Origin of the sequence: Halorubrum aquaticum, from assembly GCF_900113615.1 — an archaeon.
Lineage (GTDB): Archaea > Halobacteriota > Halobacteria > Halobacteriales > Haloferacaceae > Halorubrum > Halorubrum aquaticum.
Window position 1 is genome coordinate 12018 of record NZ_FOPZ01000011.1, and the last position, 20618, is coordinate 32635.

A 20618-nucleotide genomic window follows, 5' to 3' on the forward strand; every position below is an offset into this window, starting at 1 on the left:
CGAAACGTCGGGGCGTGGGACGGCGGAACGGCCATCGCTCCGACTCCCTGCCACCGCTCGCCTCGCGACCGTGGATCACCAAACGTCGCGTGCTCCTCGCGTTGTCCGCCGCGTTGCTGGTGCTGTTCGGCTACGGACTGCTTCCTCGAGTCTGAGGCGTCGTCACGTCCCGAGGAGCGCGTCGAGTTCCCGGCCGATCCGCTCGCGACGGTCGTCGAGGACGGCGAACCGCTCGCCGCGTCGCCGTTCAAGCCAGCCCAGTAGCCGGCCGGCCCACTCGAGTTTTCGTGCCTTCATCGGACCCACGTCCGGGTCGTCGAAGTTCCAGCCCGGGAAGGTCAACCGTCCGGCTCCGACGTGGTCCGCGAGGAACGCGGCGCGGTCGCCGTCGGTGAATCCGCCGACGTTGCGGACCGGGCCGACGGGAGCCGCCTGGGTGGTCGTCAGGGTGTGATCGGGGTCGAACCGCGGGAGCCACTCGCGGACGGCCGGGACGTTGTCGCCGTGGGCGTGCGCCGCGACCGGCACGCCGCGACCGGTCAACTCGACCGCGGTCTCGGGGTTCTTGTCGAGATCGGTCACCAGACAATCGACGGCGACGCCCGCCTCGGAGAGGACGTCCGCCGCCGTCGACGCGGCGACGACCACGTCGGCCTCGCGGGCGATCCGGACCTCCGAGTCCTCGTGGAGACACGGCGCACCCCCCGCCACGGCGACGGTTCGTTCCTCCCAGTCGTCGAACCGTGACAGGTCGAACGGCGTCGACAGCTCGGCGGCGACGTCGCGGGCTCGCTCGTCGTCGTCGCGGTCGAACCCGAGGTCGGCCAGTATCGCCTCGTACGTCGGTTCGAACGTCTCGAAGTTCACGGGATCACCCCCACACCGCGTCGAGCAACCCGGCAGTCGGTCCGGTCCGTCGAACGGTGCCGTCGCTCACGGTGATGAATATGGTGTGGGCCGGAGTGGCACAGAGTACCCCTACCCGCGTGCCCCTCCGGCGTCCGGTTGAAGCGTTGTCCACACGGCGGCATAAACTTTCTCTTACTTCTAGGTGTCGTCGATCGTCCGGAGTGCGGCATCGAGCGCGTCGGAAACGCCCGAAACGGCCGAGACGACCGACGAGAGGCCGTCGGCGGTGCCGACGAGAACTCCACGCGTCCGGTCCCCGTGGGTCCCGTCCCGACCCCCGTCGTCGCCGTCGGCGCTCCGCCCGACCGCGAAGGCGGCGTCCCCCTCGTCGGTGGCCGCCCGGAGCGCGGCGACGGCCTCCGTCGACAGCCCCGACAGCTCGTAGGTGCGGACGACCGTTTCCTCGGCGATCTCGCGGGCGGCATCGAGGCGGTCGAGGTGACGCTCGGCCTCGCGGACCGTGGTCACGTCCAGCTCCTCGACGTCGATCTCGTCGTCGTGGCGGACGCGCTTCCGGGAGAACGCCTCGCCGATGAGGGCCGCGTCCCGGGTCTCGGCCACGTCGTGGGTGCGGATCACGTGTGCGCCGCGCTCGACTGCCATGGAAGTGGCCGCGAGCGACACCGGGAGGGCGGCCTCGGTGCTCCGACCCGCGAGGTCGCGGAGGAAGTTCTTCCGGTTGATGGAGACGAGAAGCGGCCGGCCGTATCCCCGGAACTCCCGCAGCCGGCGGAACGTCTCGCGGTCGTCCGCGAGCGTCTTCGCCTCCGACCAGCCGCCGAAGGCGGGGTCGAGGATCGTCTTCTCCGTGAAGCCGTTCCGCGAGAGCGCGTCGTATATCTCGTCGACCTCCTCGATCGCGCCCGGTCGCTCGAGGTCCGGCGGCGAGGCCATCTTCGAGACGGCGGCGTCGTGTTCGGCGCACACCCGCGGCATCTCCGGGTCGGCGAACCCGCAGACGTCGTTGACCATGTCGAACCCGCGCGAGAGGGCCGCGTCGGCGACCTCGTGGTAGCGCGTCTCGATCGACCAGACGGCGTCACCGGAGGTCGACTCGAGCGTCTCGATCGCGGTTTCGAGCCGCTCCAGCTCGTCCTCGGCCGTGAGCACGTCGAGGTCCTTGTTGGCCGATTCGAGTCCCACGTCGACGACGTCCGCGCCCTCCCCGATCAGTTCCTCGTCGACGTACTCCGCCGCCTCGCCCGGGTCGTCGTACACGCTCGGGTCGTACGGCGACTCCGCGGAGACGTTCAACACGCCCATGATCCGGGGTGGGTGGTCGTCGCCGATCCCGAGGCCCGCGGCGTCCACGTTTCGCATACCCGATCGAGGGTCGCGACTCTTAAAGCGGGCCCGGAACCGGCGGGCGAGGAGACGGACGATCCACCGCAACGATCCGTCGTGCGGTGGCGCGCCTCCGAGCGCCCGAACGGGCGCGAGGAGCCCGCGAGGTCGCCGGCGGCGGAGCCGCCGGCTGCCAGAGAATCTTCGATTCTCGCTGGACGCGGTGAGCGCTCGGAAAGCGCGAACCGCGAGGCTGGGGAGGCGTGAGGTGCGGGGCTGTGCGGTCGGGTGGGACTCAAAGGGGCAGTCGCGAGGGCGAAGCACGGCGACGTAAGCAGCGTGGCGCTCCGCGCCACGGGCAGCCGGCGGCAACGCCGCCGGCGACACTGGAAGGAACGAGTGAAACGAGCGACTGAAGCGCGCAGCGAGCCGCGCGAGTCCTCGCGGCTGGGGCTTTGGACGTGTTCACCGCGGTCACGGTTCCCGTGTCGTACAGCCGAGCGGTAGAGGTCGTGAACGAGGATACAGCGACAGAAACGGGATCGTCCTTCTGGTACCGACGGCACCGTTTTGTACGGCTCCAGCGAAACGCGACGGTATGACCGACTCGTCCCCGCTCGATCGCGCGAAGGAGAACGCAACCGAGATCGCCTCGACCGTGGTCACGGGCGTCTGGTTGGCCGCCCTTTTCCTCGATCTCGAGTGGTGGCTCCCGCTCATGCTGTTCGGCTACGTCGTGGTCGTGCCGGTCGTCTCGATGCTCTTCGGGGAGGAGGAAGGCGAGGCTGACGGATCGCCGGAGACCGACGCCGAAACCGCACGCGAGGACACGGGGGCTCGAGGGACCGACGAGGACGGCGTTACCGAGGGCAACGCGGACGCGATCGACCGGCTCAGAACCCGATACGCCGAGGGCGACCTGACGGACGAGCAGTTCGAACGCAAACTCGACAGGCTGCTGGAGACCGAGACGCCCGAGGACGCGGAGGAGTGGCGGGAACGCGAACGGGAGCGGGACCGGCCCCTCGAACGCGACCGGTCCTGACCGTTCCACGCCTCCTCTCCCCCGGTCTACCTCGGATCCGTCGAGTACCGGCACCGCAGGCCCGGAAGGACGCGCTTTTATCCGCGCCGCGACAAGCCCCGCGCATGGCGAAAGTGAGCATCGGCCTCCGCGGCTGGCGGTTCGACGAGGAGGAGATCATCTCCGAGGACGGCGAGTTGCGTCCCCTCGACGAGATCCCCGAGGAGCCCAGAGAGCGGCTCGTCAGGCTCGTGGGGATCCACGAGGAGCCGTGTGACGTCTGTTATCTCGAGTACGGCGACGCCGAGGTTCACCGCTGTAAGCAGGCGGAGATCGTGTACGGCGAGCCGGGCGGCGAGGTCCTGCTCTGTCCGGAACACGAACCCGACCTGATCTACTGGTTCCGCGAGGCCGGCGGCAGCGAATACAAGGGACAACGTGAGTTCGGCGACCGCTTCCACGAGTGGGTCGCCGCCGGCAACGAGGCCCCCGACGGATACGCCTCCGTCGAGCACGTCGAGGAGGACCCCGACGGACTTCCCGAGCTCCCCGACCAGAACGAGATCCAGAAGCGCCTCGAGGAGAACTTCGAGGGCGACCGCATCGACATCCGCGCGCTTGCCGGCGAGAAGTCCGACGACGAGGACGACCGCCTCAGCGAGGAGGAGCTGGCCGACTCCGACGTCGACCTCTCGACGGAGTACCCATCGAACCGATGAGCGAGGGAGACGCGGGAGACGCGGAGCGCGCCGACGAGGCGATCGAGAACTCGTCGACGCGCCGAAAGCCGGTCGTGGTCGTCGTGGAGCCGGAGACGCCGGGTAACGTCGGCACCATCGCGCGGGCGATGAAGAACTTCGGGCTCTCCGATCTCAAGTTGGTCGACCCGCCGGAACTCGACGAGGACGGCGAGGCGTACGGCTTCGCCGGGCACGCCCGCGAGGACGTGCTCCCGAACGCCGACGAGGTGACCTTCGAGGAGGTCGTCGAGAACTACCACACCGTCGGCACCACCGCGATCACCGGCGAGGACGACCGGAGCCACGAGCGGTGGCCCTTCAAGACGCCCGTCGAGCTTCGGGAGTCGCTCGCGACGGTCGACGCGCCGACCGCGATCGTCTTCGGCCGTGAGGGCCGCGGGCTCAACAACGACGAGCTCTCGCGGCTCGACGAGGTGTGTTCGATCCCCGCCGCCGACGACTACCCCGTCCTCAACCTCGGGCAGGCGGCGACGGTGCTCTTATACGAGCTCCGGGACCTCACCGTCGAGGAGACGCAGCTCCCCGACACCGCGGTCACCCGCGCGCCGGAGGCCGACGTGGAGCGGCTCCACGACCTCTTCGGCGACTTCCTCGAGGCGACCGGCCAGCGCGAACACCGCCGCGAGAAGAACGCGCTGTTGTTGCGCCGGCTGCTCGGCCGCGCGCACCCGACCGAGCGGGAGGTCCACTCGCTTCTCGGCACCGTGCGGAAGGCGACGACGAAGCTGGAACACGCCGACTACCTCGCCGCCAAACACGACGAGCCGGCCTACCCCCGCGAATGACCGGCATGAACGGGGGCGTCCTCGACGAGGACCTGATCGCCGGCATGCGCGACGTGACGCCCCTCATGCTCGGGATCGTCCCGTTCGCGCTCGTCGCCGGGATCGCCGCCGTCGACGCGGGGCTCACGTTGGCGGAGGCGGTCGGGCTATCGGTGATCGTGTTCGCGGGCGCGTCCCAGCTCGCCGCGATCGACCTCCTCGGGTCGAACGCGCCGCTCGCGGTCGTGATCGGCACCGCGGCCGTGATCAACCTCCGGATGGTGATGTACTCCGCGTCGATCGCGCCGTACTTCGCCGACTACGCTCGCCGGACGCGCGCCGCGCTCGCGTACCTGCTCACCGACCAGGCGTACGCGCTCTCGGTCGCGGAGTACCAACGGAACGACGACCGCAGCCGGTGGCGCTACTACCTCGGCGCGGCGGCGTCGCTGTGGGTGGTCTGGCAGATCGGGACGGTCGTCGGCGTCGTCGTCGGAGCCGGCGTCCCCGACGCGTGGGGGCTCACCTTCGCGGTCCCGCTCGTCTTCCTCGCGCTGTTGGTCCCCGCGATGAAGGACCGCCCGACGACGATCGCGGGGATCGTCGGGGGGACGGTCGCGGTCGTCGCCGCCGGACTCCCGCTCAACCTCGGGCTCCTCGTCGGGGCCGTCTCGGGGATCGTCGTCGGCCTGCTGACGGAGGCGATGGGACGATGACGGGACTCCCGGGGTTCGTTGGATCGCCGCGCGTCTGGATCGCGATCGTCGTCATCGGGATCGCCACGTACTCGTTCCGGCTCTCCTTCATCCACCTCTTCGGGCGGATCGACGAGGTCCCGGAACGGATCGGTAGGCCCCTGAAATACGTGCCGCCGGCGGTGCTCGCGGCGCTCGTGTTCCCGGACCTGGTGACGATCCGGCCCGGCGTCGTCGCGACGCTCGCGGACGAGCGACTGATCGCCGGCGTCGCCGCCGGCGCGGTCGCCTGGCGCACCGAGAACGTGTTCGCGACGATCACCGTCGGGATGGTCGTCCTCTGGCTGTTCCGGTTCGTCGTCTTCGCGTGATTCGTCCCGTTTCGTTTCGTTTCCGCTTCCGTTTCACTCCGAGACACGGTCCGGATACCGTCGGACGAGCAGGAGGACGGCGACGCCGCAGACGACCGCGAACCCGAGCGTACCCCTCGTACTCACGAACCCGCGAGCCGGTGGGACCGAATACGACACCGCGGCCGCGGCGAGCACCGCGTAGCCGACCGCCGAGCCGCCGAGGAGGACGGGACGGAGGGCGGGTCGACTCCAGAGGCGGACCCACGTCGCGATCCCCGCGACCGCGCCGGCGACGATCCCGATCGGCAGCCCGACGAGCGCGGAGAAGGCGATCCGGGCGGAGAGCAACTCCGTGAGAAGCGCGGCGACGACGAGGAACGTCGTCAGCGCGATCCCTAACGTCGCGACGAATCGACCGGTCATACCGTCGGGTTCGCCGTGATCGTATATAAAGAGATCCGCCGGAGGGACGACTACCGCTCGCGCTCCGTGAGCCGGTTCGAACGCGTCGCCCCCGACTCGTCGCGGTCGGCGGTTTCACCCGACTCGCGTTCCTTCGCGTCGGCGATCCGCTGGGCGGCGTCGGCGACGGAATCGAGGACGGCGAACGTCCGATACCAGAGGTACGCGCCGACCGACAGGGATCCGGCGACGAGGACGCCGAGGAGCAGTTCGGCGACGATCAAGACCCCGTACACGAGCGCGAGGAGGCTCACGGCGGCGAGAACGGCCCCGATTCGCGTTCGGAGGGCCTCGCGAGGGGAGAGCGGGTCGTGGACCATACCGGCGGCTACCGCGGCCGGTCACTTAAAAACTGAAGGTGGGATGGCCCGGTCGATCGGGCGGAGCGTTCAGTCGTCGGCGGGCGCCGCCGAATCGCCGGCGGAGACGCCGGTTCCGGGGCCGATGTCGATCCCGAGCTCGTCGAGCTTCTCGTCGGGGACGACGCCGTCGACCCAGCCGCGGTGCTCGTAGTACTCCTCCTTCATGAGGTCGAGCTCCGCGAGCTCGCCCTCGCTCGCGCCCTGTCCGGGGATCGCGTCGGGGTGACCCTCCACGAACCGGCCGGGGAGGCTGTCGTCCTCGCCGTCGAAGCCCGCGAGGTTGTTGAAGTAGCGCTCGAGGTTGTAGATCCGCTCGCCGGCCTCGAACAGCTCGTCCTCGGTGACCTCGCGGCCGGTCATGCCGCTGTACTGGAGGACGTACTCCTCGATCCCCTCCGCGAACGCGTTGAACTTACAGATGTCGAAGGAGTCGGAGATCGCGTGGAGGTCCTGGAAGGTGGCGGTGAGTTCGCCCTTCCCCTCCCACTCGTAGGGATCGACCTTCTCGGGGATCCCGAGGATCTCCGCCGCGGGCGTGTACCCGCGAAGGTGACACGCGCCGCGGTTCGAGGTGGCGAAGGCGATCGCCATCCCCTTCATACAGCGCGGGTCGTACGCCGCGATGCTCTGGCCCTTGACCGAGAGCTTGTTGTCGTGTGCGTCCTTGCGCTCGCCGACCCGGTCGGGACCCTCCGCGAGGAGGTCGCCCAGTTCGGTCGAGCGGTTGCCGATCTCGTCGATGAGGTCGATCATCCGATCGGAGTCGCCCCAGTCGATGCCGACGTCGAGTTTGCCCTCCTCGGTCATCTCCATCGCCATCGCCATCGTGTTGCCGACCTCGATGGTGTCGACGCCAACGTCGTTACAGCGCTCGATCATCAGGGCGACCTCGTCGCGGTCGGTGTGCCCGGAGTTGGGGCCGAGCGCCCACGCGGACTCGTACTCGTAGGACTCCGTACGGACGTTCATGTCCTGGCCCTTGTGGTGGAGTTGTACCTCGACCTCCTTCTTACAGGCGACCGGACAGGAGTGACACGTCGGCTCGTCGACGAGGATGTTCTCGCGGACGTTCTCGCCGGAGACGCGCTCGGCGTCGACGTCGATCCCCTCGGTCCCGTTGTACGCCTCCGTGGAGGTGTACTTCGCGTTCTTCGTCGGCAGCCCGTCCATCTCCTCGGTCGCGTTCATCAGGACGTTCGTGCCGTACATCGAGAGCCCTCCCTCGTTGGGCGCGGTGACGTCCGACTCCCGGATGACCTCCATCGCCTGCTGGTACCCCTCCTTGAACGTCTCGGGGTCCGCCGGCTTCGGCATGTCGGTGCCGCTCTTGACGACGACCGCCTTCACCTTCTTCGAGCCCATCACCGCGCCGGTGCCGCCGCGGCCCGAGGCGCGGTCGTCCTCGTTCATCACGCAGGCGTACCGGACGCCGTTCTCGCCGCCCTGTCCGATCGCCATCACGGAGAGGTTCTTGCCGACCGACCCCTCGACCTCCTCGCCGAGCTCGTCGATGGTGTCGTGGACGCCCTTGCCCCAGACGTGGGAGGCGTCGCGGACCTCCACGTCGCCGTCCTCGACGACGAGGTAGACTGGGTCGTCGCTCGCGCCGTCGAGCAGGATGCCGTCGAGCCCGGCCCACTTGAGCCGCGCGCCCGACCAGCCGCCGTGGTGTGAGTCGGTGACGGTCCCCGTGAGCGGGGACTTCGTCACTAAGGCGATCCGCCCGCTCATCACGGTCTGCGTGCCCGTGAGCGGCCCGGTCATGAACGCCAGCCGGTTGTCCGGCCCCATCGGGTCGACGTCGGGGCCGGCGTCGAAGACGTACTTGACGCCCAGCCCGCGCGCGCCGATGTACTTCTCGGCGTCCTCGTCGTCGATCCCGCGGTACTCGACCGCTCCCTCGCCGAGATCGACCTGTGCAACTCGGTCCCTGTAGCCACCCATTTCAGTCATGTAATGCTCGTTCATTATAGACGGCCCACAGAGTGTTAGGTCTTCACGTCTGTTGGAAACTGATATCGGTTACATCGGTCCCGGCGATTCGGCCCGCTCCGACGGAAGGAACGGACGCGTCGACACGAACCCATCTCCCGTTTCGGACCGGAGACGCTCCGGGAACGTTCCCGACGCACGGACGTTCACACGGGTGGTTTCGCGACGATCTCACGGGGGCCACGACGGGCGTAGCCGCGCTCCGGCCGGGCCGAGCCGGTCACGGACCCCGCGAAGACCTATCCGACCCCCGGCCGAAGGGGGGCCGTGAGCGACTCGAATCGCGACGGATCCTCCGGCACGCACCGGGAGCCGTCACGCGGGACTCCCCGGGAGCGCTGGCGCCCGGCGATCGCCTTCGCCGCGGTCGTGCTCGTCGCGTCCGTCGTCCCGGTTCCGGGAGGGGGGACCGGCGGTGGAGTCGGGGTCGGCGACGGCGTCCTCGAGGCCGTCTCCGCGGTCGTCTCGCCGACGGACCCGTTCCACCTCGTCGGCTACGCGGTGCTCGCCGCCCTGTCGGCGCGCGGGACGGGCCGCGGCGTCCGGGGGTCGGTCGTCGCCGCGGCGGTCGCGGTCGCCTTCGGGTTCGGCGTGGAGGTCGTCCAGACGACGATCCCCTGGCGGACGTTCGCGTGGCGGGACTCGCTCGTCAACGCGATCGGCGCGACGACCGGCGTCGTCGCGGGATGGCTCCGTCACCGTGAGACGGATGTCCGTCACCGTGGGGAGGATATTTGACCCGCGCCGACGAGACGCCGAGACATGGTCCCCTCCGAGCTGACCGTCGTCTCCGCGTTCGCCGCCGTCGTGTTGTTCGCCTGGTCGCCGCTTCTGGCGGTCGAACGGCTCCGCGCGCTGTTCACGTGGCCGACCCGAACCCTCCTCGCGAACTACCTCGTCGTCGGTGCGGTCGTGGCCGTGGTTCAGGTCCTGTCGTACTTCGGCGTGGTCCTCCTCGTCGCCGGGACGGGTTCGGTCACGGGCGGTGAGGCGGCCGGGATCGTCGCCGGCGTCGTCGTCGCGAACCTCCTCGTTCCGGGCGCGGCCGCGGTCGCCTGCCTGCGGCTCCTCCCCGCTCGCGGCGTCTGGTCGCCCGACTCACGATCCGGACTCGACGGACGGATCGCGCTCGCGGTCGGCGTGGGCTGGTACGCCGTCGTCGCGTCGGCGACCTTCCTCGCGTTCGCGCTCGGGATCATGTTCGCCAACCTGCCGACGTGATACCGCGCGGCGTCACGGCCGCGAGCGACGAGCGCCCTCGACGGTCCTCGCCGTGACGACACGGCTTTACGCGCTCGGCCGCTCTCCCCGACAATGAGTCAACCGAGCCCCGAGGCGTACGAGCAGGGGCGCGGCATGGACGCGCACAACGCGGTCATGCGCGACATCCGCGCGGAGCGGTCCGAGACGTACGACCCGACGGAGCCGACGCGGGTCTGGATCGACGAGGACAACACCCCCGACGGGGTGGTGAACTCGCTCACGATCATCCTGAACACCGGCGGCTGCCGCTGGGCCCGCGCCGGCGGCTGTACCATGTGCGGGTACGTCGCCGAGTCCGTCGAGGGCGGCAGCGTGAGCCACGAGGACCTCACGACCCAGATCGAGGCGTGTCTCGACCACGAGCGCGAGAACGCCGACGAACCCGCCGAACTGATCAAGATCTACACCTCCGGCTCCTTCCTCGACGAGCGCGAGGTCCCCGCCGAGACCCGGCGGGCGATCGCCGAGACGTTCGCCGACCGCGAGCGGATCGTCGTCGAGTCGCTGCCGGACTTCGTCGACCGCGAGAAGGTCGGCGACTTCGCCGAACACGGGATCGCGACGGACGTGGCCGTCGGGCTGGAGACCGCGACCGACCGGGTCCGGCGCGACTGCGTGAACAAGTACTTCGACTTCGCCGACTTCGAGGACGCCTGCGCGGAGGCGGCCGCCGCGGACGACGCCTTCGAGGCCGACGTGGGCGTGAAGGCGTACCTCCTCCTGAAGCCGCCCTTCCTCGCGGAGCCCGAGGCCGCCGCGGACATGGTCGACTCGATCCGCCGCTGTGCCGCCGTCGAGGGCTGTCACACCGTCTCGATGAACCCGACCAACGTCCAGCGGTACACCATGGTCGACGAACTGTTCTTCGAGGGAGGCTACCGCCCGCCGTGGCTCTGGACGGTCGCGCACGTCCTCGAGGAGACCGCCGACGCCGACGCCATCGTCGTCTCCGACCCGGTCGGACACGGCTCGGACCGGGGCGCACACAACTGTGGCGAGTGCGACGACCGGGTCCAGACCGCGATCAAGGACTTCGACAAGCGGCAGGACCCGAGCGTCTTCGAGCAGGTCTCCTGTGCGTGTGAGGACACGTGGGAGGTCGTCATGGCGGAGGAGACGAGCTACAACATGCCGCTGGCCCGCTAGACCCGGTTCTCGTCCCGGCGGCTCTCCTCGTCCCGACGGCCTGCCTCGTCCTCCCGGCGGACCCGCCGCCGAAGCCGGAGAACCCCCGCCGCGCCGACGAGCACCAGCCCGCCGGCGACGCCGAACCCCAACTCGTAGCTCGTCGCGGCGAGTGCTCCGCCGATCACGCTGCCCCCGGCCCCGGCGAGCGCGCTGAGCGCGGCGTACACGCCGAGGGCCTCGCCGCGGATCGAGGTCGGCGAGAGCCGGGTCACGAGCGTCCCCGCGGTGACGGCGATCACCGCCCACGTGAACCCGATGACCCCGAACACGACGCCCGCGGCGACGAGCCCGAGTACGGACGCACCGAGGACCGCGCCGACGACGGCGACGAGCGGGAACGCGACGCCCCGAACGGCGAGCCCCGCGACCTGGAGCGACATCGGGTCGCGTCGCCCCGAGAGCTCCCCCGCTCGCTCGAAGAGGACCGCCGAGGCGACGCTGCTGACGAGGTACAGCGCGAACACGCCCTCCGACCCGACCCCCACGTCCGTGAGGTACGCCGGGAGCGGGGCGAAGAAGGCGGAGAAGCCGGTGAAAAACAGCGTCACCGCGACGAAGTAGAGCGCGAGCGTCGGCGTGAACCGCTCCGCGCTCCGTTCGGGATGGAGCCGCCGGTAGTCGGCCCGCCCCACGGCGAAGGGGAACGTCGCCGCCCGGACGCTGAACCGGTTCGCCCGGCGAAGGGCGCGCCGGAGCCGGCGGGGCGACACCTCGGCGGACTCGGCGTCCGCCGGGAGCCACCGGACCGAGGCGACGAGCCCGGCCGCGGCGAGGACCGCGAGCGCGGAGAGGAAGCTCCGGATCCCGCTCGCGTCGCCGAGGCGAACCGCGATCCCGATCCACACCGTCCCGAGCAGCAGTCCGAGCGCCCACCCGATCCCCTGGTACTCGTTCAGTTCGCCGATCCGTTCGCTCCAGGCGTCCTCCGGCGCGCCGGCGACCGCGAGCAGCGTGACGACGGGCGTCGCTGACGCGAACGCGAACCAGACCACGCCGTTGGCGACGATCACGGCCGGGATCGACTCCAGCGCGGGGAGGACCGCGAGCGTGGCCGCGAGGAGGCCGATCGCGGCGAGGACGAACCACCGACGCCGCCCCGTCCGGTCCGCGAGCCGTCCGAAGACGAGCGCGCCGGGAACGCCGACCGCCGACGCGACCGCCGCGAGGGTCCCCAGCGTGGCCGGCGAGCCGCCGAGATCGACGACGTACAGCGGCACGACGAGCGACGCGCCCCCGAAAGCGATCGACGCGAGCCCCCACGCGTACAGCCACGACTTCGACATACGGTCCACGACGCGGTCGAGGGCACATAATACGGGCGGGAAATTCAAGCCGAGGGGGGACCTACTGGGAGCATGGTTCGAGCGCGGGCGGGCGGAGTCGCCACGACCGAGGTGGACGGCTCCCGTCCCTGAGGTCGTCGGCGTCGACATCAGCGGCCGCCACGAGGAGGAGGGCGAGTACCTGATGGTCGCGGCCGCGGTCCACGCCAGCGTCGACTCCAGCCGGATCCGGTCGGTCGAGGGCATCGGGTTCGCGAGCGTGCGGGAGGGGCCGACCCTCGAGGCGACGGTCGACCTCGTCGTCGAGGCGGTGGGGAACCTCCCGGAGCCGCCGGGGTGTCCGATCGTCTCGGAGCACGGCGAGTTCTACGAGGAGCCCGCCGACCGGATCGGGTTGAGCTTCCAGCCCGAGTTTAAATACGTCGAGAGCATAGGCGAACGCGAAACAGTGCAGGCCGCACATCACGCCGCGTACGCCGCTCGGAGGCTGCTCCTGTGACGGGGAGTGCCGACCGGGGGGCCTCGACGGGCCGACCGGAGCGAGGAGCCGAAGGCGGGGATCGGAGAGCCGGCGGCGAGGGAACCGGCGATCGCCGGGCGGTCGTCGCCAAGCGCGTCGACGCCGGCGACGCCGACCTGACCGAGATCACCCGGCTCGCGGAGGCCGCGGGCTACGAGGTCGTCGGCGGGCTCACCCAGACCCGAACCGAGGACGCCGCGTTCATGTTCGGGGAGGGGAAGGTCGCGGAGCTTCGTGACCTCGTCCGCGAACGCGACGCCGGCTGCGTCGTGATAGACAACGACGTCGGGCCGTACCAGACGTTCAACATCGGCGGGAAGCTCCCGGAGGGGGTCGAGGTGATCGACCGGTTCACGCTCATCCTCGAGATCTTCGGCCAGCGCGCGAACACGCGGAAGGCCCAGCTCCAGGTCGAACTCGCCGAGCTGCGGTACGAGCTGCCGCGCGCGGAGGCGAAAGCCAGCCTGGCGAAACGCGACGAACGCCCCGGATTCATGGGGCTCGGCGAGTACGACGAGAGCGTCGAGCGCGACATCAAACGCCAGATCTCCGAGATCCGCGACGAGCTGGAGTCGATCGCGGAGAAGGAGCAGGCCCGCCGCGAGCAGCGCCGCGACTCCGGGTTCGACCTCGTCGCGCTCGCGGGCTACACCAACGCGGGCAAGTCGACGCTGATGCGGCAGCTGGCCGCCGAGCTCGACGTCGACGAGAACGAGGACCGCCACCCGGACCTCGCACGGACCGCCGAGTCCGAGGACATGCTGTTCACCACGCTCGGCACGACGACCCGCCGGGCGGAGATGGAGAAGCGGGACGTTCTGCTCACGGACACGGTCGGGTTCATCGCGGATCTCCCCCACTGGCTCGTCGAGTCGTTCGAGTCGACGCTGGACTCGGTGTACCGCGCGGACCTCGTGTTGCTCGTGGTGGACGCGAGCGAGCCGGTCCCGGAGATGCGCGAGAAGCTCGTGACGAGCCACGACACCCTGTACGAGCGCAACGAGGCCCCCATCGTCACCGTCTTCAACAAGGTCGACCGGCTCGACCCCGGCGAGCTCGCGGACAAACGCGCCGCGCTCTCGGGGCTCGCGCCGGACCCGGTCGCCGTCTCGGCGCGGACGGGGGCGGGCGTCGCGGAGCTCCGCGACCGGGTGGAGGACGAGCTTCCGGAGTGGGAGCGCGAGCGACTGATGTTGCCCGTCTCCGATGACGCGATGAGCCTCGTCTCGTGGATCCACGACCACGCGCACGTCGACGAGGAGACGTACGCGGAGGACCAGGTCACGCTCGCCTTCGAGGCCAAGCCGTCGATCGTCTCCCGAGCGCGCTCGAAGGCGGCGGAGCTGGTCCCCGCGAGCTCGACGTAGTCGGCCCGTTCCCTTCGGCTGTCGGCAGCCCGCCGGCGTCTCGACCGTTTAATACGTCGGGCGGCGTTCGGGGAGATAATGGGAAACGCGGACCTGCGCGACCTCGCGTCGATACGTGAGGTCGCCTTCGAGGAACTGGAGGGGAGCGTCGTCGCCGTCGACGCGCACAACTGGCTGTATCGCTACCTCACGACGACGGTGAAGTGGACGGGGGACGACGCCTACACGACCGCCGACGGCACCGAGGTCGCGAACCTGATCGGGGTCGTCCAGGGGCTCCCGAAGTTCTTCGAACACGACCTGATCCCGGTGATGGTGTTCGACGGGGAGATGACCGAGATGAAGGCCGACGAGGTGGCGGAACGCCGGGAGAAACGCGAACGCGCGGAGAAGCGGCAGGCCGCCGCCGCGGAGCGCGGCGACGCCGTCGAGGCCGCCCGGCTCTCGGCGCGGACCCAGCGGCTCACCGACACGATCCAGGAGACGACCCGGGAACTGTTCGCGCTCCTCGACGTGCCGGTCGTCGAGGCTCCGGCCGAGGGGGAAGCCCAGTGCGCCCACATGGCCGCAACGGGGAGCGTCGACCACGCCGGCAGCGAGGACTACGACACCCTACTGTTCGGCGCGCCGACGACGCTCCGACAGCTGACGAGCAAGGGGAACCCGGAGCTGATGGACCTGGAGGCGACGCTCGAGGACCTCGGACTCGACCGCGAGGGGCTCGTCGACGTCGCCATGCTGTGTGGCACCGACTTCAACGAGGGGATCCGCGGCGTGGGTCCGAAGACGGCGGTGTCGGCGGTGCGCGAACACGGCGACCTGTGGGGCGTTCTCGCGTCGCGCGACGCGTCGATCCCGAACGCGGAGGCGGTCCGCGAGTTCTTCCTCGACCCGCCGGTCTCGGACGCCGACTTCGACGCGACGATCGAGCCGGACGTCGAGGCCGCCCGGGCCTACGTGGTCGACGAGTGGGGCGTCGACGCCGACGAGGTCGCCCGCGGCTTCGAGCGCATCCGCGAGTCGCAGGTCCAGACGGGACTGGACCGCTGGACGTGAGTCCGGCCGGAACCGGATCGACGCCCGTGACATTCGTTCACTCGTGTCAGTCACTCGTCTGACGCCGCGGTAGGTTTACGGTGATTCCTCGCCAACGTGAGTGGTATGAAGGTCCTGGTAGCCGGCGGCACCGGTTTCATCGGGTCGTACCTCTGTCGCGCGCTCGCCGAGGACGGCCACGAGGTGACCGCGATGTCGCGGTCGCCGGCGGAGACCCCCGATGGGGTCGACTCCGCCGTCGGCGACGTCACGGCGTACGACTCCGTCGCGTCCGCGGTCGAGGGCCACGACGCGGTGGTGAACCTGGTCGCGCTCTCGCCGCTCTTCGAGCCGAAGGGCGGCAACGTCATGCACGACCGGATCCACCGCGCCGGGACGGAGAACCTCGTCCGGGCGGCCGAGGAGGCCGGCGCCGATCGGTTCCTTCAGATGAGCGCGCTCGGGGCCGACCCCGACGGCGACACGGCCTACATCCGCTCGAAGGGAGAGGCGGAGGAGATCGTTCGGGAGAGCGACCTCGACTGGACGGTGTTCCGCCCCTCGGTCGTCTTCGGCGAGGGCGGCGAGTTCGTCTCGTTCACGAAGCGACTCAAGGGCATGTTCGCGCCGGGCGTGCCCCTGTACCCGCTTCCCGGCGGCGGGAAGACGCGGTTCCAGCCGATCCACGTCGAGGACCTCGTCCCGATGCTCGTCTCCGCCTTGGGGTCGGACGAGCACGTCGGGACGGTCTACGAGGTGGGCGGCCCCGAGACGCTGACGCTCCGGGAGGTGACGAACCTCGTCTACGAGGCCGAGCGCAAGGGCGTGCGGATCGTCCCGCTGCCGATGCCGCTGGCGCGGATCGGGCTGGCGGTGTTGGGGGCCGTTCCGGGGTTCCCGATGGGCGGAGACCAGTATCGGTCGTTGAAGTTCGACAACACGACCGCCGACAACGACGTGGGCGCGTTCGGGGTCGACGAGTCGGAGATGACCACGCTCGCGGCGTATCTGGGGGTCGAATGACCGTCGACCGAGCACGGAGCGTCGCCGCCGGTACGGGGCCGATCTCGCGGAGATCGCCCGACTCGACTGGGGCGACCGCCGGGTCGACGTGCGTGTGGATCTCAGGACTGGTAACGCCATCAGAAGCCTTATGGTCCAGATCCCACTCTGGTCGTTTCAAAGGCGGAGGGAGTTCAATATGAAACTGGCAATGATCGGATTCGGACAGGCGGGTGGGAAAGTCGTCGACAAGTTCCTGGAGTACGACAAACGGACCGGTTCGGAGATCGTGCGCGCCGCCGCGGCGGTGAACACGGCCAAGGCCGACCTCATGGGGCTCGAACACGTCCCCGAGAGCCAGCGCGTGCTCATCGGGCAGTCCCGGGTGAAGGGACACGGCGTCGGCGCGGACAACGAGCTCGGCGCGGAGATCGCCGAGGAGGACATCGACGAGGTACAGGGAGCGATCGACTCGATCCCGGTCCACGAGGTGGACGCGTTCCTCGTCGTGGCTGGACTCGGCGGCGGCACCGGCTCCGGGGGCGCGCCGGTGTTGGCCAAACACCTCAAGCGGATCTACACCGAACCCGTCTACGGGCTCGGCGTGCTTCCCGGCAGCGATGAGGGGGGCATCTACACCCTGAACGCGGCGCGGTCGTTCCAGACGTTCGTCCGCGAGGTGGACAACCTGATGGTGTTCGACAACGACGCCTGGCGGAAGACGGGCGAGTCCGTCCAGGGCGGCTACGAGGAGATCAACGAGGAGATCGTCCGGCGCTTCGGGATCCTCTTCGGCGCGGGAGAGATCCAGCAGGGCCAGGAGATCGCGGAGAGCGTCGTCGACTCCTCGGAGATCATCAACACGCTCTCGGGCGGCGGCGTCTCCACGGTCGGCTACGCCGAGGAGGAGGTCGAGGAGCGCAGTTCGGGCGGTCTCCTCTCGCGGCTCCGCAACGACGACGGCGGGGACGAGCTCGACAGCGCACACACCACCAACCGGATCACGAGCCTCGTCCGCAAGGCGGCGCTCGGCCGGCTCACGCTCCCCTGTGAGATCGAGGGCGCGGAACGGGCGCTCCTCGTGCTCGCGGGGCCGCCGGAGTACCTCAACCGGAAGGGCATCGAGCGCGGCCGCAAGTGGCTCGAAGAGCAGACCGGCTCGATGGAGGTCCGCGGCGGCGACTACCCGTACCGCGGCGCGGGCTTCGTCGCCACCGTGATCCTGCTCGCGGGCGTCACGAACGTCCCCCGGATCAAGGAGCTCCAGGAGGTCGCCATCGAGGCACAGGACAACCTCGACGAGATCCGCGAGGAGAGCGACGAGAACCTCGACAACCTCGTCAGCGACGACAGCGACGAGCTCGAGTCGCTGTTCTAGGCGGCCGCCGAATGGAGGTCCTCGTCCCGTTCTCCGCCGATCGTCCGAAATCGCGGCTCGCGGACGCGCTCTCTCCCTCCGAGCGCGCCGCGTTCGCCCGGACGATGCTCGCCGACGTGTTGGCGGCGATCGGCGACGCCGGCGGCAGTCCTCGAATTCTCGCGACCGACGGGTTCGATCCGACCGACGAGCCGACGGTCCCCCTCGATCCGCCGGTCACCGTCGACGACCGACCCCTCACAGACGCGGTCAACGCCGTCCTCGAGGAACGTCGACCGGGCGGCGAGGGCGACCCGCTCGCGGTCGTGATGGCCGACCTCGCGCTCGCGACCCCGGCGGCGCTCCGGGAGCTGTTCGCGGCCGGCCGCGAGGCCGACGTCGCGATCGCGCCCGGCCGCGGCGGCGGCACGAACGCCCTCGTCGTCTCGCATCCGCGGTTCCACGTCGACTACCACGGCGCGTCGTACCTCGACCACCGACGGATCGCTGCGGACGTCGGGGCGGGGTTCGCCGCGGTCGACTCCCATCGCCTCGGTACCGACATCGACGAGACCGACGACCTCGCCGAGGTGCTGATCCACGGCGAGGGACAAGCGGCGACGTGGCTCCGGGAGGCCGGATTCGCGCTCGACGCGTCGGAGGGGCGGGTCGCGGTCGTTCGGGAGTGAGCGGACCGGCCCCACCGAAGCCGACCTCGAACCCGGAGGACGGGCTTACCGTGCGTCTCCGCCGTTCACCGCCGATACTGACAAGTGAGTGAGGTCCCTGTCGTACGCTAGAAGCATGCCGACGGAGGTCGAGGAGACGCTGTCGAACGGGCTCGGCGTCGCTTCGGACGACGGCTCCGTGCTCGTCACGCACCTGTTTCTCGCCGTCGGAATCGTGTTCTTTCGCTGGGACCTCCGCGAGGTCGTACTGATCTACCTGATCGACGTCGCCGTCACCTTCGTCCTGTTCGGAACCGTGGCGCTGTTCGCGGCACGGCCGGTCGACGACGGCGAAGCCGAAAAGTGGCGAGAGGAGCCGACCCCGCTCGAGGTAGCTCCGTTCCTCCCGCCGCTTTACAAGCGAAACGTCGGGCTGGTCGCGAGCGAACTGTTCAGGGGCGGGTTCTTCTTCTGTTTCTTCGCCGCGATGGCGCTCTCGCTCTTCGAGTGGACGCTCTCGTCGCTGCTCTCGACGTCGGTCGGCGTCGCGATACTCGCCGTCTGCGGCTCTCAGCTGATGCGCGTCTGGCGTCAGTTCCTCGCCGACGGGTCGTACCGGGACCGGTCGCCGGGGGACGCGATCGAGGTCGCCCTCCGTCCGATCGGCCGACTGGTCGTCATCGCGTTGTACGTGATCGCACCGATCACCGCCGCGCTCGGGTTCACGCTGATCCTCCTGCTCGACGTCGAGTCGACCGCGGCCCTCCCGTACGGGGACACGATCGTGCTGCTGGCGTACGTCGTCCCCGTCGGAGCCGCGAGCGTGTGGCTGCGGAACGACCGGTTCGAAATCGGGCTCCAGTACGGGAACTGAACCGCACGATCGCCGCCGGCGAACCCCGACGGTGCCGACGAAGCTTGACATCCCCCCGCTCGCTGAAGCGCGAGGCTCTCGCCTCGTGTTTTCCGTAAGCGTCCGACCGCGCCGACCGCCCGTTACGTAACCGGATCCGGTATCTTCGGGGGATCCGCAACCGCGATCCTTTTTGAACGCCGACCGCGAGTGACGGTCGTGTTCGCCGGGACCGAGGAGTACGACGTCGACGTGGCGGTCGAGGAGGGCGCGGTCGAGCGACTGCTCTCGGTCACGCCCGCCGACGTCGACCCCGCCGACCGGCTCACGTTCGCCCGGAACGTCTTCGTCCCGCTGACGACCGCCTGCCGGTACACCTGTACGTACTGTACCTACTACGACGTGCCGGGCGAGGCGTCGCTGCTCTCGCCCGAGGAGGTCCGGGAGCGGTGTCGGGTCGGCGCGGACGCGGGATGTACGGAGGCGCTCTTCACCTTCGGCGACGAGCCGGACGACCGCTACACGCGGATCCACGAGCGGCTCGACGAGTGGGGGTTCGACTCGATCCGCGACTACCTGTATCGAGCCTGCGAGATCGCGCTGGAGGAAGGGCTGCTCCCGCACTCGAATCCGGGCGACCTCACCGAGGAGACGTTCCGCGACCTCCGCGAGGTGAACGCCTCGATGGGCGTGATGCTGGAGACGACCGCGGACGTCGACGCCCACAGCGGGGGACGCCGGAAGACGCCCGGCCAGCGGCTCAACACGATCCGGGCGGCGGGCCGGCAGGGCGTCCCGTTCACGACCGGGATCCTCGTGGGGATCGGCGAGGACTGGCGGGACCGCGCGGAGAGCCTGCTCGCGATCCGCGAACTCCACGAGCGGCACGGCCACGTCCAGGAGGTCATCGTCCAGAACGTCGTCCCGAACGAGCGCTCGGACTTCGCGAAGCCGGACCTCGAGACGATGCGGCGTGTCGTCGCGATGGCGCGGGCCGCGCTGCCGCCGGAGGTGTCGGTTCAAGTGCCGCCCAACCTCTCGCCGGCGGCCGACCTCGTCGACTGTGGGATCGACGACCTCGGCGGCGTCTCGCCCGTGACCGACGACTACGTCAATCCCCGGTACGCGTGGCCCGACCTCGACGGCCTCCGAGCGGTCGCCGACGCGGGCGGGATCCCGCTGTGCGAACGCCTCCCGACCTACGCCCGCTACCTCCCCGCGGACCTCCGACCGCCCGACGTGGAGCCGGCTCCCTCCCCGACGAGCCGCGACGCGTGGATCCCGCCCGCCGTCCACGACCGGACCCGCGAGGACGACGCCCACGGTCGGCGGCTCAGGGCGGTCGCCCACGGCGACGGGCCGCTCGACGCTCGCCCGGCGGGCGGCGACTGAGATCGGCCGCTCGTGTCGATCGACCGCGGTAACGAGCGCACCGATCGACCGCGGTAACGAACGCGCCGACCGCCGATAAACAAC

22 protein-coding genes are annotated in these 20618 nt (G+C 70.0%); 16 read left to right on the forward strand and 6 right to left on the reverse strand.

The window, feature by feature from the left end:
* Positions 1 to 162: 162 nt before the first annotated feature.
* Positions 163 to 867, reverse strand: coding sequence for a 6-hydroxymethylpterin diphosphokinase MptE-like protein (locus F3H10_RS10055; protein WP_149784639.1), 705 nt, complete (start codon positions 865 to 867; stop codon positions 163 to 165).
* Positions 868 to 1047: 180 nt separating this feature from the next.
* The gene (locus F3H10_RS10060; RefSeq protein WP_149784640.1) at positions 1048 to 2229 is read right to left on the reverse strand and encodes a dihydropteroate synthase; all 1182 of its coding nucleotides are present in this window, start codon (positions 2227 to 2229) and stop codon (positions 1048 to 1050) included.
* Between the two features lie 562 nt (positions 2230 to 2791).
* Between F3H10_RS10060 and F3H10_RS10065 the strand changes: the two genes are divergently transcribed.
* The 5 genes from F3H10_RS10065 (at position 2792) to F3H10_RS10085 (ending at position 5808) form a co-directional block, all read left to right on the forward strand.
* Positions 2792 to 3238 (forward strand): SHOCT domain-containing protein, encoded by a 447-nt coding sequence (locus F3H10_RS10065; protein ID WP_149784641.1) that lies wholly within the window; start codon positions 2792 to 2794, stop codon positions 3236 to 3238.
* Between the two features lie 104 nt (positions 3239 to 3342).
* Entirely contained in the window at positions 3343 to 3936 is a 594-nt protein-coding gene (locus tag F3H10_RS10070) for a hypothetical protein (protein WP_149784642.1), read from the forward strand.
* On the forward strand, positions 3933 to 4763 hold the full coding sequence (locus F3H10_RS10075; RefSeq protein WP_149784643.1) for an RNA methyltransferase: 831 nt from the start codon (positions 3933 to 3935) through the stop codon (positions 4761 to 4763). The genes F3H10_RS10070 and F3H10_RS10075 overlap by 4 nt, the downstream gene beginning before the upstream one ends.
* A 5-nt stretch (positions 4764 to 4768) precedes the next feature.
* Positions 4769 to 5458 (forward strand): AzlC family ABC transporter permease, encoded by a 690-nt coding sequence (locus F3H10_RS10080; protein WP_149784644.1) that lies wholly within the window; start codon positions 4769 to 4771, stop codon positions 5456 to 5458.
* Entirely contained in the window at positions 5455 to 5808 is a 354-nt protein-coding gene (locus F3H10_RS10085) for an AzlD domain-containing protein (RefSeq protein ID WP_149784645.1), read from the forward strand. The genes F3H10_RS10080 and F3H10_RS10085 overlap by 4 nt, the downstream gene beginning before the upstream one ends.
* 33 nt (positions 5809 to 5841) lie before the next feature.
* Here the strand turns inward: F3H10_RS10085 and F3H10_RS10090 are convergent, their stop codons facing one another.
* From F3H10_RS10090 to F3H10_RS10100, 3 genes are all read right to left on the reverse strand, one after another.
* Positions 5842 to 6213 (reverse strand): hypothetical protein, encoded by a 372-nt coding sequence (locus F3H10_RS10090; protein ID WP_149784646.1) that lies wholly within the window; start codon positions 6211 to 6213, stop codon positions 5842 to 5844.
* A gap of 50 nt (positions 6214 to 6263) precedes the next feature.
* Complete coding sequence (locus tag F3H10_RS10095) at positions 6264 to 6572, reverse strand: CobD/CbiB family protein (RefSeq protein ID WP_149784647.1); 309 nt, start codon at positions 6570 to 6572, stop codon at positions 6264 to 6266.
* A gap of 69 nt (positions 6573 to 6641) precedes the next feature.
* Complete coding sequence (locus F3H10_RS10100; protein WP_149784715.1) at positions 6642 to 8567, reverse strand: aldehyde ferredoxin oxidoreductase family protein; 1926 nt, start codon at positions 8565 to 8567, stop codon at positions 6642 to 6644.
* Positions 8568 to 8873: 306 nt separating this feature from the next.
* Between F3H10_RS10100 and F3H10_RS10105 the strand changes: the two genes are divergently transcribed.
* From F3H10_RS10105 to F3H10_RS10115, 3 genes are all read left to right on the forward strand, one after another.
* Positions 8874 to 9344 carry a VanZ family protein gene (locus F3H10_RS10105; RefSeq protein WP_188127921.1) on the forward strand — a complete coding sequence of 157 codons (471 nt, stop codon included), beginning with the start codon at positions 8874 to 8876 and terminating at the stop codon, positions 9342 to 9344.
* Positions 9345 to 9368: 24 nt separating this feature from the next.
* Positions 9369 to 9827 (forward strand): hypothetical protein, encoded by a 459-nt coding sequence (locus F3H10_RS10110; RefSeq protein ID WP_149784648.1) that lies wholly within the window; start codon positions 9369 to 9371, stop codon positions 9825 to 9827.
* A gap of 93 nt (positions 9828 to 9920) precedes the next feature.
* Positions 9921 to 11015, forward strand: coding sequence for an archaeosine biosynthesis radical SAM protein RaSEA (locus F3H10_RS10115; protein WP_149784649.1), 1095 nt, complete (start codon positions 9921 to 9923; stop codon positions 11013 to 11015).
* Here F3H10_RS10115 and F3H10_RS10120 read toward each other — a convergent pair.
* Entirely contained in the window at positions 11012 to 12340 is a 1329-nt protein-coding gene (locus F3H10_RS10120) for an MFS transporter (protein ID WP_149784650.1), read from the reverse strand. The genes F3H10_RS10115 and F3H10_RS10120 overlap by 4 nt on opposite strands.
* Positions 12341 to 12488: 148 nt before the next feature.
* Between F3H10_RS10120 and F3H10_RS10125 the strand changes: the two genes are divergently transcribed.
* From F3H10_RS10125 to cofG, 8 genes are all read left to right on the forward strand, one after another.
* A complete protein-coding gene (locus F3H10_RS10125; protein WP_149784717.1) occupies positions 12489 to 12839 on the forward strand; it encodes a DUF2209 family protein in 351 nt (116 codons plus the stop codon).
* Positions 12836 to 14227 (forward strand): GTPase HflX, encoded by a 1392-nt coding sequence (hflX, locus tag F3H10_RS10130; RefSeq protein ID WP_223174293.1) that lies wholly within the window; start codon positions 12836 to 12838, stop codon positions 14225 to 14227. Before F3H10_RS10125 ends, hflX begins: the two co-directional genes overlap by 4 nt.
* Positions 14228 to 14305: 78 nt before the next feature.
* On the forward strand, positions 14306 to 15283 hold the full coding sequence (gene fen / locus F3H10_RS10135; RefSeq protein ID WP_149784651.1) for a flap endonuclease-1: 978 nt from the start codon (positions 14306 to 14308) through the stop codon (positions 15281 to 15283).
* A gap of 105 nt (positions 15284 to 15388) precedes the next feature.
* Positions 15389 to 16285, forward strand: a complete 897-nt coding sequence (locus F3H10_RS10140; RefSeq protein ID WP_149784652.1) for a complex I NDUFA9 subunit family protein — start codon at positions 15389 to 15391, stop codon at positions 16283 to 16285.
* Between the two features lie 178 nt (positions 16286 to 16463).
* Positions 16464 to 17642, forward strand: a complete 1179-nt coding sequence (locus F3H10_RS10145; RefSeq protein WP_188127922.1) for a tubulin/FtsZ family protein — start codon at positions 16464 to 16466, stop codon at positions 17640 to 17642.
* A gap of 11 nt (positions 17643 to 17653) precedes the next feature.
* Positions 17654 to 18310, forward strand: coding sequence for a 2-phospho-L-lactate guanylyltransferase (cofC, locus tag F3H10_RS10150; RefSeq protein WP_149784653.1), 657 nt, complete (start codon positions 17654 to 17656; stop codon positions 18308 to 18310).
* Positions 18311 to 18425: 115 nt separating this feature from the next.
* Positions 18426 to 19163 carry a DUF6498-containing protein gene (locus F3H10_RS10155; RefSeq protein WP_149784654.1) on the forward strand — a complete coding sequence of 246 codons (738 nt, stop codon included), beginning with the start codon at positions 18426 to 18428 and terminating at the stop codon, positions 19161 to 19163.
* Between the two features lie 198 nt (positions 19164 to 19361).
* On the forward strand, positions 19362 to 20534 hold the full coding sequence (gene cofG / locus F3H10_RS10160; protein ID WP_149784655.1) for a 7,8-didemethyl-8-hydroxy-5-deazariboflavin synthase subunit CofG: 1173 nt from the start codon (positions 19362 to 19364) through the stop codon (positions 20532 to 20534).
* The last annotated feature ends 84 nt before the right edge of the window (positions 20535 to 20618 follow it).

What these genes read in the sequence shown, in the direction of transcription:
- F3H10_RS10060 (WP_149784640.1), bottom strand. Translation starts at nt 2,229, where the DNA reads ATGCGAAACGTGGACGCCGCGGGCCTCGGGATCGGCGACGACCACCCA.
- F3H10_RS10065 (WP_149784641.1), top strand. Translation starts at nt 2,792, where the DNA reads ATGACCGACTCGTCCCCGCTCGATCGCGCGAAGGAGAACGCAACCGAG.
- F3H10_RS10070 (WP_149784642.1), top strand. Translation starts at nt 3,343, where the DNA reads ATGGCGAAAGTGAGCATCGGCCTCCGCGGCTGGCGGTTCGACGAGGAG.
- F3H10_RS10075 (WP_149784643.1), top strand. Translation starts at nt 3,933, where the DNA reads ATGAGCGAGGGAGACGCGGGAGACGCGGAGCGCGCCGACGAGGCGATC.
- F3H10_RS10080 (WP_149784644.1), top strand. Translation starts at nt 4,769, where the DNA reads ATGAACGGGGGCGTCCTCGACGAGGACCTGATCGCCGGCATGCGCGAC.
- F3H10_RS10085 (WP_149784645.1), top strand. Translation starts at nt 5,455, where the DNA reads ATGACGGGACTCCCGGGGTTCGTTGGATCGCCGCGCGTCTGGATCGCG.
- F3H10_RS10090 (WP_149784646.1), bottom strand. Translation starts at nt 6,213, where the DNA reads ATGACCGGTCGATTCGTCGCGACGTTAGGGATCGCGCTGACGACGTTC.
- F3H10_RS10095 (WP_149784647.1), bottom strand. Translation starts at nt 6,572, where the DNA reads ATGGTCCACGACCCGCTCTCCCCTCGCGAGGCCCTCCGAACGCGAATC.
- F3H10_RS10100 (WP_149784715.1), bottom strand. Translation starts at nt 8,567, where the DNA reads ATGACTGAAATGGGTGGCTACAGGGACCGAGTTGCACAGGTCGATCTC.
- F3H10_RS10110 (WP_149784648.1), top strand. Translation starts at nt 9,369, where the DNA reads ATGGTCCCCTCCGAGCTGACCGTCGTCTCCGCGTTCGCCGCCGTCGTG.
- F3H10_RS10115 (WP_149784649.1), top strand. Translation starts at nt 9,921, where the DNA reads ATGAGTCAACCGAGCCCCGAGGCGTACGAGCAGGGGCGCGGCATGGAC.
- F3H10_RS10120 (WP_149784650.1), bottom strand. Translation starts at nt 12,340, where the DNA reads ATGTCGAAGTCGTGGCTGTACGCGTGGGGGCTCGCGTCGATCGCTTTC.
- fen (WP_149784651.1), top strand. Translation starts at nt 14,306, where the DNA reads ATGGGAAACGCGGACCTGCGCGACCTCGCGTCGATACGTGAGGTCGCC.
- F3H10_RS10140 (WP_149784652.1), top strand. Translation starts at nt 15,389, where the DNA reads ATGAAGGTCCTGGTAGCCGGCGGCACCGGTTTCATCGGGTCGTACCTC.
- F3H10_RS10145 (WP_188127922.1), top strand. Translation starts at nt 16,464, where the DNA reads ATGAAACTGGCAATGATCGGATTCGGACAGGCGGGTGGGAAAGTCGTC.
- cofC (WP_149784653.1), top strand. Translation starts at nt 17,654, where the DNA reads ATGGAGGTCCTCGTCCCGTTCTCCGCCGATCGTCCGAAATCGCGGCTC.
- F3H10_RS10155 (WP_149784654.1), top strand. Translation starts at nt 18,426, where the DNA reads ATGCCGACGGAGGTCGAGGAGACGCTGTCGAACGGGCTCGGCGTCGCT.